Source organism: Bradyrhizobium sp. 132, assembly GCF_023074185.1.
Classification (GTDB): domain Bacteria; phylum Pseudomonadota; class Alphaproteobacteria; order Rhizobiales; family Xanthobacteraceae; genus Bradyrhizobium.
The window spans coordinates 84556-102275 of sequence record NZ_JADPKY010000106.1; the positions used below are offsets into that span (position 1 = coordinate 84556).

General features: G+C 63.9%; 15 protein-coding genes and 2 pseudogenes. 10 read left to right on the top strand and 7 right to left on the bottom strand.

All coding sequences use genetic code 11. The annotated features are described in order from the left end of the window. The first annotated feature begins 90 nt into the window (after positions 1-90). The 4 genes and pseudogenes from IVA74_RS21995 (at position 91) to IVA74_RS22020 (ending at position 3426) form a co-directional block, all read left to right on the top strand. Positions 91-1092: a nitronate monooxygenase family protein gene (locus IVA74_RS21995; RefSeq protein WP_247348008.1), complete on the top strand. Its 1002-nt coding sequence runs from the start codon at positions 91-93 to the stop codon at positions 1090-1092. Between the two features lie 106 nt (positions 1093-1198). Then, a complete protein-coding gene (locus IVA74_RS22000) occupies positions 1199-1648 on the top strand; it encodes a hypothetical protein (RefSeq protein WP_247348010.1) in 450 nt (149 codons plus the stop codon). Between the two features lie 119 nt (positions 1649-1767). Continuing rightward, a pseudogene (locus tag IVA74_RS41210) lies at positions 1768-2435 on the top strand (PhoD-like phosphatase N-terminal domain-containing protein); the annotation flags it as partial. A gap of 172 nt (positions 2436-2607) precedes the next feature. Beyond that, a complete protein-coding gene (locus IVA74_RS22020; RefSeq protein WP_247348013.1) occupies positions 2608-3426 on the top strand; it encodes an aldo/keto reductase in 819 nt (272 codons plus the stop codon). Between the two features lie 69 nt (positions 3427-3495). Here the strand turns inward: IVA74_RS22020 and IVA74_RS22025 are convergent, their stop codons facing one another. From IVA74_RS22025 to IVA74_RS22040, 4 genes and pseudogenes are all read right to left on the bottom strand, one after another. Beyond that, complete coding sequence (locus IVA74_RS22025; RefSeq protein WP_247348016.1) at positions 3496-3720, bottom strand: hypothetical protein; 225 nt, start codon at positions 3718-3720, stop codon at positions 3496-3498. Positions 3721-3861: 141 nt separating this feature from the next. Beyond that, positions 3862-4313, bottom strand: a pseudogene (locus tag IVA74_RS22030) (hypothetical protein). 167 nt (positions 4314-4480) lie between these two features. Then, on the bottom strand, positions 4481-5713 hold the full coding sequence (locus tag IVA74_RS22035) for a PLP-dependent aminotransferase family protein (RefSeq protein WP_247348018.1): 1233 nt from the start codon (positions 5711-5713) through the stop codon (positions 4481-4483). A 64-nt stretch (positions 5714-5777) separates the two neighbouring features. Continuing rightward, on the bottom strand, positions 5778-6305 hold the full coding sequence (locus IVA74_RS22040) for a DUF3124 domain-containing protein (RefSeq protein WP_247348019.1): 528 nt from the start codon (positions 6303-6305) through the stop codon (positions 5778-5780). Between the two features lie 67 nt (positions 6306-6372). On the opposite strand from IVA74_RS22040, the gene IVA74_RS22045 reads away from it, so the two are divergent. From IVA74_RS22045 to IVA74_RS22060, 4 genes are all read left to right on the top strand, one after another. Continuing rightward, positions 6373-8103 (top strand): cation:proton antiporter, encoded by a 1731-nt coding sequence (locus tag IVA74_RS22045; RefSeq protein WP_247348020.1) that lies wholly within the window; start codon positions 6373-6375, stop codon positions 8101-8103. A 177-nt stretch (positions 8104-8280) separates the two neighbouring features. Further along, positions 8281-9357 (top strand): 3,4-dihydroxy-2-butanone-4-phosphate synthase, encoded by a 1077-nt coding sequence (ribB, locus tag IVA74_RS22050; protein ID WP_247348021.1) that lies wholly within the window; start codon positions 8281-8283, stop codon positions 9355-9357. Positions 9358-9493: 136 nt separating this feature from the next. Beyond that, positions 9494-10708 carry an acyl-CoA dehydrogenase gene (locus tag IVA74_RS22055; protein WP_247348022.1) on the top strand — a complete coding sequence of 405 codons (1215 nt, stop codon included), beginning with the start codon at positions 9494-9496 and terminating at the stop codon, positions 10706-10708. A gap of 158 nt (positions 10709-10866) precedes the next feature. Beyond that, positions 10867-11790: an MBL fold metallo-hydrolase gene (locus tag IVA74_RS22060; RefSeq protein ID WP_247348023.1), complete on the top strand. Its 924-nt coding sequence runs from the start codon at positions 10867-10869 to the stop codon at positions 11788-11790. A gap of 7 nt (positions 11791-11797) precedes the next feature. Here the strand turns inward: IVA74_RS22060 and IVA74_RS22065 are convergent, their stop codons facing one another. Then, the gene (locus IVA74_RS22065) at positions 11798-12652 is read right to left on the bottom strand and encodes a DUF1499 domain-containing protein (RefSeq protein ID WP_247348024.1); all 855 of its coding nucleotides are present in this window, start codon (positions 12650-12652) and stop codon (positions 11798-11800) included. Between the two features lie 174 nt (positions 12653-12826). Beyond that, positions 12827-14455, bottom strand: a complete 1629-nt coding sequence (locus IVA74_RS22070) for a fatty-acid--CoA ligase (RefSeq protein ID WP_247348025.1) — start codon at positions 14453-14455, stop codon at positions 12827-12829. Positions 14456-14520: 65 nt separating this feature from the next. Between IVA74_RS22070 and IVA74_RS22075 the strand changes: the two genes are divergently transcribed. After that, on the top strand, positions 14521-15651 hold the full coding sequence (locus IVA74_RS22075) for an extensin family protein (RefSeq protein WP_247348036.1): 1131 nt from the start codon (positions 14521-14523) through the stop codon (positions 15649-15651). 38 nt (positions 15652-15689) lie between these two features. On the opposite strand, the gene IVA74_RS22080 is transcribed toward IVA74_RS22075, so the two are convergent. Beyond that, positions 15690-16376 (bottom strand): L,D-transpeptidase, encoded by a 687-nt coding sequence (locus tag IVA74_RS22080; RefSeq protein WP_247348037.1) that lies wholly within the window; start codon positions 16374-16376, stop codon positions 15690-15692. A gap of 335 nt (positions 16377-16711) precedes the next feature. Between IVA74_RS22080 and IVA74_RS22085 the strand changes: the two genes are divergently transcribed. Further along, a complete protein-coding gene (locus IVA74_RS22085; RefSeq protein WP_247348038.1) occupies positions 16712-17689 on the top strand; it encodes a magnesium transporter CorA family protein in 978 nt (325 codons plus the stop codon). Positions 17690-17720: the final 31 nt, after the last annotated feature.

Sequence of the window (17720 nt, forward strand, 5' to 3'; positions counted from 1 at the left end):
AACGACCGTTGGGACAGAAAGGGTGACCGCGGCGCAAAAGTCCGGCTAGACTGGTCCGAACACCAAGCAAAAGTCCGGGAGGTAACTTAAGTGAAGACCGCGATCACCGAACTGTTCGGCATCGAGCACCCCATCATCCAGGGCGGCATGCATTTCGTCGGCTTTGCACAGCTGGCGGCCGCCGTCTCCAATGCCGGCGGGCTCGGCATCATCACCGGTCTCACGCAGAAGACGCCGGAGCTGCTGGCAAAAGAGATCGCGCGCTGCCGCGACATGACCGACAAGCCGTTCGGTGTGAACCTCACCTTCCTGCCGGCCTTCGCCGCGCCGTCTTACCCTGAATATATCGCCGCGATCGTCGAGGGCGGGGTCAAATCCGTGGAGACCGCGGGCCGCAGCCCGGAAGCCTACATGCCGGCGCTGAAGGCGGCCGGCATCAAGGTCATCCACAAATGCACTTCGGTGCGCCACTCCCTGAAGGCTGAGCGCATCGGCTGCGACGCCGTCAGCGTTGACGGTTTTGAGTGCGGCGGCCATCCCGGCGAGGACGACATTCCCAACATGATCCTGCTGCCGCGCGCGGCGGAGGAATTGAAGATCCCGTTCGTCGCTTCTGGCGGCATGGCCGACGGACGCAGCCTCGTCGCGGCGCTGTCGCTGGGTGCAGCCGGCATGAACATGGGCACGCGCTTCATCGCCACCAAGGAAGCGCCGGTGCATCAGAACGTGAAGAACGCGCTGGTCGCGGCAACCGAACTCGACACCCGCCTGATCATGCGGAGCCTGCGCAACACCGAGCGCGTGCTGAAGAACGCCAATGTCGACCGCCTGCTCGAGATCGAACGCGAGAAGGGCGACAAGCTCAAGATCGACGACATCCACGATCAGGTCGCGGGCGTCTATCCCAGGATCATGCTGGACGGGAAGATGGATGCTGGCGCCTGGAGCTGCGGCATGGTCGCAGGGCTCATCCACGACATCCCCACCTGCAAGGAACTCGTCGACAGGATCATGGCTGAGGCGGAAACCATCATTCGCAACCGTCTGATGGGGTTCCTTGAAGGGACCGGTGCACCGCGAAGGGTCGCCTGACACCGCCAACTTCTTAACCACGGCGGCAGTTGACCGCTGGAATTGCGCGCGACGCCTCCTAAATAGAGGCCAATTACCTCTTAACAATCAATTTCAGGAGGCGTCCGTGGTCCTGAAGAGCGTTCGTTTTGCAGTTGCCGTTGCCCTCGTGCTCGCATGGGGCGGCATCGCGCGCGCTGACGAGTACAAGCCGAGTGAGTATCTAGGCCTCGATCTTTCGAAGGCGGTGTTGTCGCCGAAGCGGCTCGGGCCCGAAACCCAATTCGCGCCGCTCGCGCTGGAGGCGCGCGGCGGCAATGAGGCGCAGGCGCGCGCCGAGCCGTTCGGCGTGCCGAAGAAAGTCGCGGCCGAACGCGTGCACGTGTCGGAGCCGAAGGTCGCGCACGCCAAGGTGGCGCGCTCCAAGGTTGCTCACGCCAAGTCCGCGCAGCCACGCGGCGCGGCGCGCACCAAGCTCGCGCATCGCCACGGCAATCCGCTCGACGCGCAGGCGAGGGATACCCGCATCCAGACCTGGCCCTGCCGCTCCGGCGGCATCTGCAACTGGCAGCGCTAAGGTCAGTTCCGAGCCGTCATCCGTACGTCGCAAAACCGTAGGCCCGCGGTCAAGAAACCGTAAGCCGGGAGTCAAACGACGCAGGCACCTTCCGTCGCGATTCGACGAAGGTTTCCTGAATGGCATCGCTCCGCGCCTCGCGCGCCCGGACCCGGCGGCAATTCCTGGTCCGCTCCACCTCCAGCCTCGCCGCCGCCACGCTCGCAAAGCCACATCTCAGCCGCGCCGCCGATCGTCCGCAGATCGCAGGCGGCATCCAGTCCGGCGACGCCTCGGATGGCTCCGCCGTGATCTGGGCGCGCGCCGGCCGGCCGGCGCGGATGCAGGTGGAGTGCTCGACCGTCGAGAGCTTCAAGACCATTATTGCGTCAGCTTCGAGCGATGCATTGCCGGATACCGACTTCACCTCAAAGCTGCTGCTGAACGATCTGCCCCTCGGGCAGGACATCTTCTATCGTGTGCGCTTCGACGACATCGCGACCGGCATCGCCGGCGAAAGCCGCATCGGCCATTTCCGCACCGCGCCGGCTGCCGGCCGGTCGATCTCGTTCCTGTGGTCCGGCGACACGCGGGGCAGGGCTGGGGCATCGACACATCGCGCGGCGGCTATCGCAGCTATCGCACCATGCTCGACAATCGCCCGGACTTCTTCATCCATTCCGGCGATCACATTTACACCGACTGCACGATTCCCTCGGAGCAGAAGCTGCCGAACGGCGAGACCTGGCGGAATGCCGTGACCGAGGAGAAATCCGAGATCGCGCACACGCTGGCGCAGTTCCGTGGCAAGGCCGTGGTGGCGCAGCATTCGTAGGTCGCTAACCCGATCTTGATTGGCGCTCGTGCGGCTCACACGCTATGTTGTACGTTCCCGCCATCTCTTTTCCATCACCGAAGAGTCTGCTCACGCGGCATCGCCGCGCGCATCCGGCGGGCTGAAATATCTTAGGAGCCTTTTCATGGACAATCTGAAGACACAGGGCATCAGCATGCCCAAGCTCGGCCTCGGCACCTTCCGCATGCAGGGCGATACCTGCCGCGCGGCGGTCGAGAGCGCGCTGTCGATCGGCTATCGCCATATCGACACCGCCGAGATGTACGGCAACGAAGAGCCGATCGGCGCGGCGCTCGCAGCGGCCGGCGTGCAGCGTGGCGAGCTGCATATCACGACCAAGGTCTGGCACGAGAACCTCGCACCCGAAGCGATCCGCCGCGCCTTCGACGCCAGCCTGAAAAAACTCCGGCTCGACCACGTCGACCTCTATCTCGTGCACTGGCCGTCCAAGGCCGCGAACTGGGGTGCTGTGTTCGAGACCTTGATGAAGCTGAAGGAGGAGGGGCGCACGCGAGCGATTGGCGTCGCCAACTTCACCACCGCGCTGCTCAAGATCGCGGTCGAGGACATCAAGGCGCCGATCGCCTGCAATCAGATCGAATATCACGCGATGCTCGATCAATCGAAGGTGCTGACCTATCTCAACGCCAAGTCGATCCCGCTGGTTGCGTATTGCCCGTTGGCGCAGGGGCGCGTCGCATCCGATCCGGTGCTGGCCGAGATCGGCGCGAGGCACGACGCGACCGCCGCGCAGGTCGCGCTGAAATGGCTGCTCGACCAGGATGGCGTCGCCGCGATTCCGAAGGCCTCACGCATCGAGAGCCAACAGGCCAATCTCGACGCGTTGAAGATCACGCTCGACGATGCCGACCGCAACAAGATCGCGGCGCTGCCGAAAGACAGCCGCTGCGTCAATCCCGGCTTCGCGCCGGCGTGGGACTAACCTCGCCGAACGTTTCGAACACACAAAGCAATGGCCCCGTGAGGGGCCATTTCCGTATTGCGTTGCGCATTAGTCCCAGTGGCGATGACCGCCACGCTTGATCACGACGACCTTGTCGCGATGGTGCCAGCCGCGATGCCAGCCGTGATCGCGATGCATGCCGTATTCGGCGCGGGCGCCGTACGGGCCGTGATGATGACCGCGCTTGATCACCACCGTCTCCGCGCTGGCGAGCGTCGGCAATGCCACCGCGAGCGCACCGATAGCAGCAACCACATAACCAATTTTCTTCATGATGTCCTCCTCCAATAGAATGCAAATCTAAACGGCGCATTCGCGTGAACGTTCCGGAGGAATCACAAGAGAATTCTGAACAGCTGTTCAGACAGAAAAGTGTGGAGCAGTTTTTCGAGAGATCAAGCTCGAGGGTAATAGTCAATCGCAGCGTTGCTGTGCCGGTGTTGGCGCGCCTGTCGCGACGTATTTGCCGTCCCTGATCGTGTACTCGCCGTGCTCACTGCGATTGTAGATCGCGCGCAAGCTATCTTGCTTTGAGAGAGCAGACCGAACTCGCGCGTCTGATGCAGCGAGGGGAAGTACACCATCACATTGAGCAGGCCCTCGGCGCCGACCGTGGCGGACACCACTTCGTTCTCGTCCTTGGCTTCGCCGAAATTGCGCCGGTACATCACCCTTCCGTCCTTCCGGATCTCGTAAGTCAGCGCCGCGCCCTTGTCGCGGTCAGGGCGAGCCGCGCAATCGACCGCCCAGGAGCCGAGCAGGCCCCATTGCTCGACCGTCGCCGCAAGCGTCTCGGCGCCGGCCGCTGGCGTGAATGCAAGCCACAGCAGCGCCGCCGTGATCCAGCGGCTCGGACAACGCGTCATGTCCTGAAAAGCCCCACTTCCAATAATGCCAAAGTGTAGCATCCTGCTCGTATCGGTCCACGGCAGCCGCCATTCGCGCGCGAATTTGATCCGCGTCGATGAGGCCGGCTGCTTCCGGGGGAGGATGGCGCGGCCTCCGCGATCCACGGCAGCCAGCCCCAGGTGGCTCAGGGCCGCTTCTCCACATTGGCGCTGCGGGCCGGCACGCCGAACTCCTTGCGGCACACTTCGGCCAGCACGGCGACGCCTTCGCGGATCTGCTGATGCGAAGGGCTCGCGAAGCACAGCCGCAGCCGCGAGCTGGAATGGCTTTTGTCGGTCGACCATTCCGGCCCTGGATTGATCGATACGCCGGCCGCGAGTGCGGCCTGATACAGTTTTAGCGTATCGACCTGATGGGGCAGCTTCACCCACAGGAAGATGCCGCCCTTCGGCTCCTCGAATTCGGCTGTCGTCCCGAATTGCTCGTTGAGGGCTTCCATCAGCGTATCGAGCTTGGTGCGCAGCGCCTTTGTCAGCGCCGGGACGTGGGTCGAAAAATGTGGCTTGCAGTAGGCGGCGAGCACCATCTGCTCCAGTGCGCCGGAGCCGGCGTCCGTCTTCAGCGCCAGCATCCGCGACATCACATCCCATGGCGCAACGATGAAGCCGACGCGCAGCGCCGGCGCAATCGACTTCGAGAACGAGCCGATATGGATCACGCCGCCGTTCGGGCTCATCGCATAGATCGCCGGCGGCCGCTGTCCTGACCAGACCAGATCGGCGTAGCAATCGTCCTCGAATACAGGCACGCGGTATTCTGCCGATAGCCGCAACAACTCCGCGCGGCGGCCCTCCGGCATGATGCTGCCGGTCGGGTTCTGTACCGTCGGAATGGTGTAGATGTATTTTGGCCGGATGCCGCGGCTCTTGAGGTCTGCCAGGGTCGTGGCCAGCACGTCCATGCGCATGCCGTCCTTGTCGAGGGGGATGCCTGTTACGTTGACCCCGAGCCGTGCCAGGCGGGTCAGCGAGCCCTGATAGCTGTCCTGCTCAAAGATCACGGTGTCGCCGCGCGTCAGCAGGGTCGCGTTGACGAGATCGAGCGCCTGCAGCGAGCCGGAGACGATCATGAGATCGTCGACCGTGCAGCTGATGCCGGCATCGCGCTTGAGTTTTGCGACGAGAAATTCGCGCAGGGGCAAATAACCCTGCGGGCCATGCGCCAGGCCATAAGTGGAAAGGGATCGGCCCTCGCTCCGAAGTACAGTGTTGGCAGCCTCGACCAAATCGTCGAGCGGCACCTGCTCGGAATCGTTGTTGCCGCCAACGAAGCTGTATTTGGCAAGGCCCGTCCAGCGCGCGGAAGGGGCCGGCAGCCCTGCGGGAAACAGGGGCGCGAAATCGAAGCTGGAGGTCATGGGGCGTTCCTCGTTCTATTCTTGTCAGGCTGCCGGCTTTGCGCCGGTCAGTCGTGTTTCTTGCTTACTTCTTGCCGACGGTCCGGGTTGGACGGCCCTGGCTAATGAAGGCGTAATGCGCATTGGCGACGCCGCCAACCATCAAGGCCTCGACAACAGGCTCGGCGATCTCGCTTGTTGCGGCCCAGTCGACGAGGAAATTGGCTCCGGTCCCGCCGCGCACGTCGTCGGTCGGAACGAAGATCGAGACGGTGGCGAGCGGTTTGAGCGCGACCGGCGCCTTCAGATAGCTCTCGACCTGCTTGCCTGCGGTGTCGAAATAGGCAATGCGCTTGACCACCAGCGCCTGGGTCTCCGAGGCGTTGTGGATGCTTAGCGTCACCGAAAAATCAACGCGCAGCTTGCCCTGGCTCATTGCCACGCTGGAATAGGCCGGCACGTAGAAGCCGCCGGAGACGGCGGGCTCCTCCTTCGGCGTGGCGGTGAGCGAATCGGCAGAACTCTGCTCGGTATTGACTTTGGGCTGGGCAAGCGCGGGCGGGGCGAACGCGAGCGGACATAACAGCATTGCAACGGCGAGCCTCATCCGCATGTGACGAATTGCTCGCTTGCCGCGCCGCACTCGATCATTAGGGTGCGGCAGAACGGACCAATCTGGCATGCACGAGCTCATTCGCGACATCACTCTCTGTATCCTGTTTGCCTGGATGCTGGGCCTGCTTGCCCACTTCTCCAGGCAGCCGCTGATCCTGGCCTACCTTATCGCCGGCTTCTGCATAGGTCCATTCGGCGCCGGCTGGGTCAAGTCGCAGGAATCGATCAGCGTCATCTCTGAGCTCGGCCTGATCTTCATGCTGTTCATGATCGGCCTGGAGATCGACCTGAAGAAGATCGTGCGGGCGGGAAAGGTGATCCTGTTCGCGGCGGGCGGCCAGCTCATCGGCGGCTGTCTGCTCGGGGTGCTGTTCTTCGCCGGCATCGGCCTGTCGCTCGGCGGGGGGCAGTTCGATGCGGTTTATCTCTGCGTCGCCTGCGCGCTGTCGAGCACCGTCATCATCGTCAAGGTGCTCTACGAGAAACGCGAGCTCGACACGCTGCCCGGCCGCATCACGCTCGGCGTGCTGGTGCTCCAGGACATCTTCGCCATCCTGTTCCTGGCGGTGCAGCCGAGCCTTGCCAATCTGGAAGTCAGCGTCATCCTGCTCTCGATCGGCCGCGTCGCGGTGCTGGTCGCCGCCGCGCTGCTGGTCAGCCGCTACGTGCTGCCGCGCCTGTTTCACCAGATCGCCCGCCGCCCCGAGCTGATCCTGCTCGGCGCGCTCGCCTGGTGCTTCCTGGTCGCCGAGACCGCCGAGCGGCTGTCGCTGTCGCGCGAGATGGGCGCCCTGATCGCCGGCGTCTCGCTCTCGACCTTTCCTTATGCGCTCGACGTCACGGCCAAGGTCACCACGCTGCGGGACTTCTTCATCACGCTGTTCTTCGTCGCTCTCGGCATGACCATTCCCGTGCCCGGCCTCTCCGTGATCGGCCTTGCCTTGCTGATCGCGGTGTTCACGGTGGCGAGCCGCCTCGTCACCACTTTCGCCCCGCTGTATCTGATGAAGCAGGGCTTGCGCGCCAGCCTGTTGCCGGCCCTGAACCTCGCGCAAATCTCCGAGTTCTCGCTGGTGGTGATCCAGACCGGCGTCGCCGACCACCACATCGCAGCCGAGACGGCGAATGCGGCCTCTTTCGCCTTCGTGGTGCTGGCCGTGGTCTCGACCTTCGCGATGACCCGCAGCGACGAGATCACGCGCTGGGCGATCGGGCCCCTGAAGCGGATCGGCCTGCGCGACCTCGACCATGGCAACGGCCACGGCGAGGAGGGCCACGAGGGCGGTCATGGCGAAGCCCGCCGCATCGTCATCCTCGGCTTTTTCCGTGCGGCGAGCGCGCTGCTGGCCGAGATCGAGCGGCAGGCGCCGGTGCTGCTGGAGCAGATCACCGTGGTCGACTTCAACCCCAATGTGTACCAGACCCTGCTTTCGCGCGGCCTGCACGTGATTTATGGCGACATCAGCAGCGCCGATACGCTGCTCCATGCCGGGATCGGCAAGTCCGAGATGATCATCCTCAGCGTGCCGGATTCGCTGCTCAAGGGCGCTACCAACGAGAAGCTGGTTCGCCACGTCCGTGCGCTCAACCCGACCGCCCTGATCGTGGCGAGCGCCGATCTGCTGGCCGATGTCGGCGAGCTCTACGAGGCCGGCGCCAGCTACGTCACCGTGACCCGGCTCAGCGATGCCCACGAGCTGTTCACCGTGATCGAGGCCGCCCAGGCCGGGCTTCTGGCCGACAAACGTGCCGAGCTCGATCAGCGCCTCGGCGAGCGGCGCGAAGTGCTGCCCTGACAGTGCCTGGCGGCCTTCTTCCCGGGAGCATTTCTTGCTAAATCCCCGGTATCTTCGGTGCAAGCCTGAAACCCTTTGATCGGCCCGCCACCCGGAATATGCGGTTGCGTCCAGGACACTAGCGCCCCGGCCCAAGTCCGGCTAAGCCTCCGGGCTATAACCGATAGAGATTGGGAAATGCCCGATAACGTTCAGGAAGTCTTGCAGGCCTTTGCCCGCGGTGAGCTCGTGGTCGTCACCGACGACGATGACCGCGAGGGCGAGGGCGATCTGATCGTCGCCGCCTCGCTCTGCACCTCCGAGAAGATGGCGTTCATCATCCGCCACACCTCCGGCATCGTTTGCGCGCCGATCACCACCGAAGATGCGCGCCGCCTGCGGCTCGATCCGATGGTGGCCCACAACGATTCCGCGCACACCACCGCATTCACGGTCTCGATCGACTACAAGCCCGACGGCGGCACCGGCATCTCGGCCGAAGAGCGCGCCTCGTGCTGCCGCGCGCTGTCCAATCCCAACGCCGGCGCCAACGATTTCGCCCGTCCCGGCCACATCTTCCCGCTGATTGCCAAGGATGGCGGCGTGCTCCTGCGCTCCGGCCATACCGAGGCCGCAGTCGATCTGTGCAAGCTCTCCGGCCTGCCACCGGTCGGCGTCATCAGCGAGTTGATGAACGACGACGGCAGCGTGATGAAGGGCGAGCAGGTCGCCCGCTTTGCCGCCGAGCACAAGCTCAAGCACGTCACCATCGCCGACATGATCGCCTACCGCCAGGTGCGCGAGAAGCTGATCGAGCGGGTCTCGACCTTCGTCACCGAGAGCCCTATCGGGCCGCTTCAGGGCTATGCCTACCGCTCGCCGTTCGATTCCATCGCCCACGTCGCCTTCGTCTACAACGGCGTCGGCGACGGCAAGAACGTCCTGACGCGCTTCCACAAGCCGAACATCGTCAAGGACATCTTCACCGGACACAAACGCATGGCGGTGGTGCTCGAGCACTTCAAGAAATCCGGCCGTGGCGTGCTAGTCTATCTGCGCGACGGCGCGGCCGGTGTCCCCGTGGCGCCGCTGCCCGATGAGAGCGCGACCGAGGCTGACCGCAACCGCCAGTGGCGCGAAGTCGGCGTCGGCGCGCAGATCCTGCGCGATCTCGGCGTCACCTCGATCCGGCATCTCACCTCTTCGGTGCACGACTACAAGGGGCTGTCGGGCTTCGGTATCGAGATCGTCGCTAACGAGCAGCTCGAAAGCTAGCGCTGTCATTCCGGGCGCGCGACGCGCGTCCCCGGGATCCACGCAGGCCCATACATCTGCAACGCAATTGCACTTGTTGCCGCGGCGCTTTACTTTGTCGGGCAAATTTTGACGGAACCAGACGAAAGGACGTTTCATGACCGCGCGCCCTCAGGCCAAGGACAAGCCGATCTCGGCTTCTTTCCAGTGGGACGATCCGTTCCTGCTCGACGAGCAGCTCACCGAAGACGAGCGCATGGTGCGCGACACCGCGCGCGCCTACGCCCAGGACAAGCTGCTGCCGCGTGTCACCAAGGCCTATCTCGAAGAGACGACCGACCGCGAGATATTCAACGAGATGGGCGAGCTCGGCCTGATCGGCATCACGCTGCCGGAGGAATATGGCTGCGCCAATGCAGGCTATGTCGCCTACGGCCTCGTCGCCCGCGAGATCGAGCGGGTCGATTCCGGCTACCGCTCGATGAACTCGGTGCAGTCCTCGCTGGTGATGTACCCGATCTACGCCTATGGCGACGAGAACCAGCGCAAGAAATACCTGCCGAAGCTCGCCAGCGGCGAGTGGGTCGGCTGCTTCGGCCTGACCGAGCCCGACGCCGGCTCCGATCCGGCCGGCATGAAGACCCGGGCGGAGAAGGTCTCGGACGGCTATCGCCTCACCGGCAGCAAGACGTGGATCTCGAACGCGCCGATCGCCGACGTGTTCGTGGTCTGGGCCAAGTCGGCCGCGCACGACAACCAGATCCGCGGCTTCGTGCTGGAGAAGGGCATGAAAGGCCTGTCCGCACCGAAGATCGGCGGCAAGCTGTCCCTTCGCGCCTCCATCACCGGCGAGGTCGTGATGGACGGCGTCGTGGTGCCGGAAGACGCGCTGCTGCCCAACGTCTCCGGCCTGAAGGGCCCGTTCGGCTGCCTCAACCGCGCCCGCTACGGCATTTCCTGGGGCGCGCTCGGCGCGGCCGAGGATTGCATGCACCGCGCCCGCCAGTACACGCTCGACCGCAAGCAGTTCGGCAAGCCGCTCGCCGCGACCCAGCTCGTGCAGAAGAAGCTCGCCGACATGGAGACCGAGATCGCGCTGGGTCTCCAGGGCTCGCTTCGCGTCGGCCGTCTGATGGACGAGGGCAAGTTCGCCCCCGAGATGATCTCGATCATGAAGCGCAACAATTGCGGCAAGGCGCTCGACATCGCCCGCGTCGCGCGCGACATGCACGGCGGCAACGGCATCTCGGCCGAGTACCACGTGATGCGTCATGTCCATAACCTCGAGACGGTCAACACCTACGAGGGCACCCACGACGTCCACGCCCTGATCCTGGGCCGCGCGATCACGGGCATTCAGGCGTTTTTCTGAGCAGACGTCTCGGCGTGGAATTGCGTCGTGGCCGGGCAGAAGCGCGAAGCGCGTCTTCGCGCTAGACGTCCCGGCCATCCACGTCTTAGACCACGCGAAGAACGTGGATGCCGGGCACAAGCCCGGGCAAGACGAAGTCAGCAAGGTATGAGCAAGCCATGTCCGACAACGACGACGTCCCGTTCAACCGCAACTTTCCGCTGAAGCCCGGCGTCGTCGAGGAAGTCCGCCCCGGTGTGCGGCGCGTGCTTTGTAACAATCCGAGCCCGTTCACTTTCACCGGCACGGTCAGTTACATCGTCGGCCAAGGCAACGTCGCGATCATCGATCCCGGTCCGGACGACGAGGCGCACGCGGCGGCGCTGCTCGATGCTGTCAGCGGCGAGACGGTGAGCCATATCTTCGTCACCCACACCCACCGCGACCATTCGCCGAACACCGCGCGGATCAAGCAGGCGACCGGCGCGCCGGTCTATGCCGAAGGTCCGCACCGCGCCTCGCGCCCGCGTTTCGAGAGCGAGAAGCACAATCCGGAATCCGGCGCGGACCGCGACTTCGCGCCCGATATCAGGATCGCCCATGGCGACGTCGTCGAAGGCGACGGCTGGCAGCTCGAAGCCGTGGCGACGCCCGGCCACACCGCCAATCATCTCGCGTTCGCCTGGCCCGAGCGAAAATTCAACTTCGTCGGCGATCACGTGATGGGCTGGTCGACCTCGATCGTGGCGCCGCCCGACGGCTCGATGATCGACTACATGGAGTCACTCGACCGCCTGGCCGCACGCGAGGAGGATCTGTATTTCTCCGGCCACGGTCCCGAGATCCCGGACGGCCCGCGCTTCGTGCGCTTCCTGATCCGTCACCGCAAGGCGCGCGAGTCCTCGATCCTGCATCGCCTCGCCAAGGGCGAGACCGACATCCCGACCATGGTCCGCGCGATCTATATCGGCATCGATCCCAGGCTGACGACAGCTGCCGGGTATTCCGTGCTGGCGCATCTGGAAGATCTGGTCGCCCGCGGCGTGGTGGCGACTGACGGCGATCCCGTGATTGGCGGGACGTATCGGATGGCGAACGCTTAGCGTTCCGTCACTTCTTCACTGTCTTCGCCGGCGCCTTCGGCGGCATCACCGGGGTCTTCTTCACCGGCTTGAGTGCGTCGGCGTCGGCGGCGGTGTTGAGGTCGTCGATGAATTTTTTCACGCGCGCGGCGTTGCTGCCGAGGTCGCTCTCGAAATAGCGCGAGGCGGAGCGGATATCGACGCGGGAATCGTCGCCGTCGGGCACGACGCGGATGGCGATGTCCTCGCGGAATCCCATGATGGGCGAACGCGCCACAGCCTCGATACGGCCGATGCGGCGCGGCGGCTGTGGGGCGCGCTCGTCGATGACCAGCCATTTGCGCTTGTTGACGAGCTGGAGCGCGATCGCATAAGCGCGGTCGGCCGAAATCTCAAGCTCGATCGGCTCGATATCGGGATAGAACTGACGCTGCTGCTCGGCCGAATAGAGGCCAGCATAAACAGCGGTATTGGCGCCATCGCCGGTGCGCAGGCGGGCCAGTGCGTCGAAGCGCGGCGGGTCAATCGGGTCGGTGGTGATGTCGTGGATCGCCGGCAGCTTGCGGTATTGCAGGCCGAGATAAGCGGGATAGGCGAGGATCGCGCCGGCGATCAGGAAGGCAAGCAGAATGCGCGCCATGCCGCGCGAGCCGTTCTGCCAGATCGCGGCAAAGCCTGCGAGCCCGAACAGGATCGAGAGCGCGGCGATCCCGAGCCCGCCGAAGAAAGTCGCGAGTGCCGGCTTCATCTCCAGGAAGCCGAACCGGAGGATGATGATCGAGACCACCACCGCCACCACTGCGAACACGGCCAAATTGCGCGCCCAGCTCGCGAGGCTGGATACGGGCTCCGACTGATAGGGAGCGGAAAACCTGCGGGCCATCGGGTGAGCTCTGCCGGGGTCTTGGGGGCGGTGTCGGCCGATTTGGCGCGACTATGGGCCGTTGAGATCACGGCCCGAAGGCAAATTCAAGGGTTCCCGGGATGTTACGGCCCTGTCATTCCGGATTCGATGCCGTTGGCATCGCCCCGAAATGACAGTGTTTGGTTCGGCCGTCTACGCCGCCGCGTTCGGGAAGCGATAGTCCTTGAACTGGTCACGCAGCGCGGTCTTCAGGATCTTGCCCGTCGCCGTGTGCGGGATGCCGTCGACGAAAGCGACGTCGTCGGGCATCCACCATTTGGCGATCTTGCCGTCCATGAACTTCAGGATGTCCTCGCGGCTGGCCTGCTGGCCCTGCTTGAGCTGCACGATCAGCAGCGGACGCTCGTCCCATTTGGGATGGAACACGCCGATCACGGCGGCTTCCGCCACCGCGGGATGGCCGATTGCGAGGTTTTCCAGGTCGATCGAGGAGATCCACTCGCCGCCGGACTTGATCACGTCCTTGGAGCGGTCGGTGATCCGCATGTAGCCGGCCTCGTCGATGGTCGCGACGTCGCCGGTGTCGAAGAAGCCGTCCTTGTCGAGGATGTTGGCGTCGATGCGGAAATAGGCTTTGGCGACGGCGGGGCCGGAGACTTTCAAACGGCCGAAGGTCGTGCCGTCCCATGGCAGTTCCTTGCCGGCATCGTCGGTGATCTTCATCTCGACGGCGAACGGCGCGTAGCCTTGCATCTGGAGCACGTCGAGCCGCGCATCGCCCGTCGCATTCTGGAACGGCGGCTTCAGCGCCGCGACGCTGCCGATCGGGCTCATCTCGGTCATGCCCCAGGCGTGGCGGACGTTCGAGCCCATGTCGAGGAAGGCCTTGATCATCGAGCGCGGCATCGCCGAGCCGCCGCAGATCACCATCTTCAGATCCGGCAGCTTGAGATTGTTGGCGGCCATGTGCTGGAGCAGCATCAGCCACACCGTGGGCACGCCGGCGGTATGCGTCACTCTCTCGGTCGAGAGCAGCTCGTAGACCGAGGCGCCGTCAAGCTTGGCGCCGGGCATGATCAGCTTGGTGCCCTGCGAGGGCGCGGAGAAGGCGATGCCCCAGCTGTTGGCGTGGAAGAGCGGCACCACGGGGAGCATGGTCTCGGAGGCGCTGGTGCCGAGCGCGTCGACATTGTTCGCCATCAGCGCATGCAGCACGTTGGAGCGATGCGAATACAGCACGCCCTTGGGGTCGCCGGTGGTGCCTGACGTGTAGCACATCGCAGCCGCCGTGTTCTCGTCAAAGTCCTTCCATTTAAATTCGCCGTCGGCCTCCGCAATCCAGTCCTCGTAGGCGACCACATTCTTCAGCGTCGTCTGTGGCATGTGCGCCTTGTCGGTGAGCACGACGTAGCGTTCCACGCTTGTAAGCTTGTCGGCGATCTTCTCCAGGACCGGAACGAAAGTGATGTCGGTCATCACGATGCGGTCCTGCGCATGGTTGATGATCCAGGCGATCTGCTCGGGGAAAAGCCGGGGATTGACGGTATGGCAGATGGCGCCGATCCCCATGATGCCGTACCAGACCTCGAGATGGCGCCAGGTGTTCCAGGCGATCGTTGCGACACGGTCGCCGAGCTTGATGCCGCCGCGCTCCAGCATCTGCGAGACCTTGAGCGCGCGCTTGTGGATCTCGGCATAATTTGTGCGATGGATCGGTCCTTCGACCGAGCGCGTGACGACCTCCTGCTTGCCATGAATCCTGGCGGCGTGTTCGATGATCCGGTGGCAGAGCAGGGGCCAGTCTTGCATCAAACCAAGCATTCCGTCGTTCCTCCGAGAAGCCGCTGGGCGGATTGTCGCTCTCAGCGTTGGGCCAAAGAATTGTCATGAGTTTTAGCCTGCCGGCCCTTCGCCGCAAATGGTCTTGTCGCGGCTATATGTCCGCCGGCGCGGCAATGGTTACCGTCGCGCTCGTGCTCGCGGATCGGGCAGAGGCGCGAAAATATGCCTCCCCGCTGGATATCTTCGGCATTGCTGCACCACGGCCGCGCGCGACGTGGCATTCTGCCAAGGTCCCTGGCAATATCCCGCTCCCCAGACCCCGCCCCGAGGAGGCCCCCAAAGCATCGGACGATGCCGCTCCGGAGAGCGCCGGCAAGCCTTCTGCGGAAAAGCCTTCCCCGGAAAAGCCTTCGCCCGACAAGCCTTCCGCGGACGAACCTGGCGCCAGCAAGCCCGCCGAGGCCGCGCCGCCGCCCGAGAAGCAGGCCTCTTCCTGCCGCCTCGCGCTGACCGAGGAGATCGCTATCGCGCCGTCCATTCCGGATATCCGCGGTCCGGGCGCTTGCGGCGGTGAGGATCTGGTGCGGCTCGAAGCCATCGTGCTACCGGACAAGCGCAAGGTAGCGGTCAAGCCGGCGGCGATCCTCCGCTGCACCATGGCGTCAGCGATCGCCGATTGGGTGCGCAAGGACATGGTGCCGCTGGCCGCGAGCCTCGGCTCGACCATCAGCGATCTCGACAATTTCGACAGTTTCGAGTGCCGTGGCCGCAATCGCGTTGTCGGCGCCACGTTGTCCGAGCACGGCAAGGCCAACGCGCTCGATGTCCGCGCCATCAAGCTGGTCAACGGGCAGTCGATCGGCCTGACCGACCGCACCATGCCGCGCGAGGTCCGCGAGCGCGTGCTGCATTCGGTCTGTTCGCGCTTTTCCACCGTACTTGGGCCGGGCTCGGACTGGTACCACGAGGACCATATCCATCTCGATCTGGCGCAGCGGCGCAATGACTACCGGATCTGCCAGTGGAACGTCTGGGATCCCCTGCCGCAGGTTGCCCCGCTCCTGCCGGCGGAACGGCCAGAGGAGGCACCGCCGCGCGAGGTCGCGGCCAAGCCCGAGGCAAAGGAGAGAGCTGATGATGAGGCGGCGCAGAGATCCTCTTCGCCTGCGGACAAGCCGGCGGTCGACGGCAGCAAAGCCCAGCCGCACAAGCCGGCAACAAAAAAGCGCCGGTGAAACCGGCGCTTTTGAAGCTCGGAAAGATCAGGACGGGATCAGTAGCTGCCCGCCTGGCCAGTTCCGCCGGCGCCGAGTGCCAGCCGCGAATTATAGGGCGAGTCGCCATGCTTGGGTTCGAGCACGACCACAATCGTACCGACCTTGACGCGGGTATAGAGGTCGATCGCGTCCTCGTTGGTCATGCGGATACAGCCCGACGAAATCGAGGCGCCGATATATTCGGGCTGGTTGGTACCGTGGATGCGGAACAGCGTGTCCTTGCCGCCCGAATAGAGATACATCGCGCGCGAGCCCATCGGATTGTCCGGACCGGGCGCAACGAAGGTCGGTACGCCCAGACGTGAAATCTCGCCCGGGGTCGGATGCCATGCCGGCCACTCGGTCATGCTGCCGACCTTGGCGATGCCCGACCAGGCCATGGCCTCTTCGCCGACCGTGATGCCGTAGCGGATCGCCTTTCCGCCATCCATCACCCAGTAAAGGTAGTGGTTGTCGGAATCGACCACGATCGAACCCGGTGATTCCTTGCGGTGATAGTCGACGATGGCGCGGCGGAATGGCTCTGCGACCGGGGTGTTCTCGTACCGAACCTTGGCAAGCAGTTCCTTGTCCTTCGGCTTGAAGGCCTTGGTGTCGGTCGCCTCAAAATGTGTGGCCTGCATGCAGCCCGACAGCATCAGGCCAGCGGCCAAAATACCCAGCATAACTTTCAGCGACGACATGATTTGGTTCCAATCGACAACAACAAACTTGCGTGGAGCTTGGACCAAGCCCAAAGACCACGACTCCGTTGGCCCCATTATCGTTGAAATCTGCCACAATTCCAGCGTTTCGACGCTTTTCCCGCGCTGCAAGACCTTACCTGTGGCTTTTCTGCCGCAAGTTTTGCGGTCCAGCGACGGTTTCTGGGCAACGCGCGCGAATATGTGTTTTCGCGCCACAGTTGAGCCACGGCGCCGCCACAAATGCAAACGCTCCGTTAATGTGCTTGTCATCATGAACTTGTCAGAATCGCGCTAAACGCTGTCATTCTGTCGCAGGTTCTCTGGAGTTGTTCATGTTTTCGGTATTTGTTCCCTCCGAGTCCTCCCTCAAGAAGGCCATCGTCGAGGATCTGGCGGCAGTACCGGAGCATGCGGTCTGGATCGACCTGGTCAACCCGACCGCGGCCGAGGACAAGGCCGTGGAGAAGCTGTCGGGGATCGCGATCCCCACCCGGGAGGACATGCAGGAGATCGAGATCTCCAGCCGCCTCTATATCGAGAACGGCGCGCGCTACATGACGGCGACGCTGATGTGCCAATCCGACACCGACATGCCCCGGACCACGGCCGTCACCTTCATTCTCGGCGACCATCGCCTGGTGACAGTGCGCTACGACCAGCCGAAGCCCTTTGCGCTGGTGGAAGCCAAGCTTGCCCGGTCCTGCACGCCTGCAATCACCGGCGAGATGGTGCTGATGGAACTGCTGGACGCGGTGATCGACCGCTGCGCCGACATTCTGGAACGCTGCGGCGCCGACATTGACCAGGTCTCCCATGACATCTTCGAGCCGGAGAGCGAGCGTCACGGCCACGCCAAGCAATACTCGCAAATCCTGATCTCGATCGGCCGCAAGGGCGACCTGACCTCCAAGGTCCGCGAGAGCCTGGTGTCGATCGGCCGCGTCGTCACCTTCCTCTCGGCGATCGTCGAAGGCGTGAAATGGTCGAAGGACATGCGCGAGCAGCTCAAGACCATGCAGCGCGACGTCTCCTCGCTGACCGACCACGCCTCCTATCTCTCCAGCAAGATCACCTTCGTGCTCGACGCCATGCTCGGCGTCGTCAATCTCGAGCAGAACAACATCATCAAGCTGTTTTCGGTCATGGCCGTTGTCCTGATGCCGCCGACGCTGATCGCCTCGATCTACGGCATGAACTTCAAGTCGATGCCGGAACTCGATTGGGCGCACGGCTATCCGTACGCGCTGGTTTTGATGCTGATCGCGGCGATCGTTCCTTATTGGATCTTCAAGTGGAAGAAGTGGCTGTAGGAGCATGATCCGGAAAAGTGTGCAGCGGTTT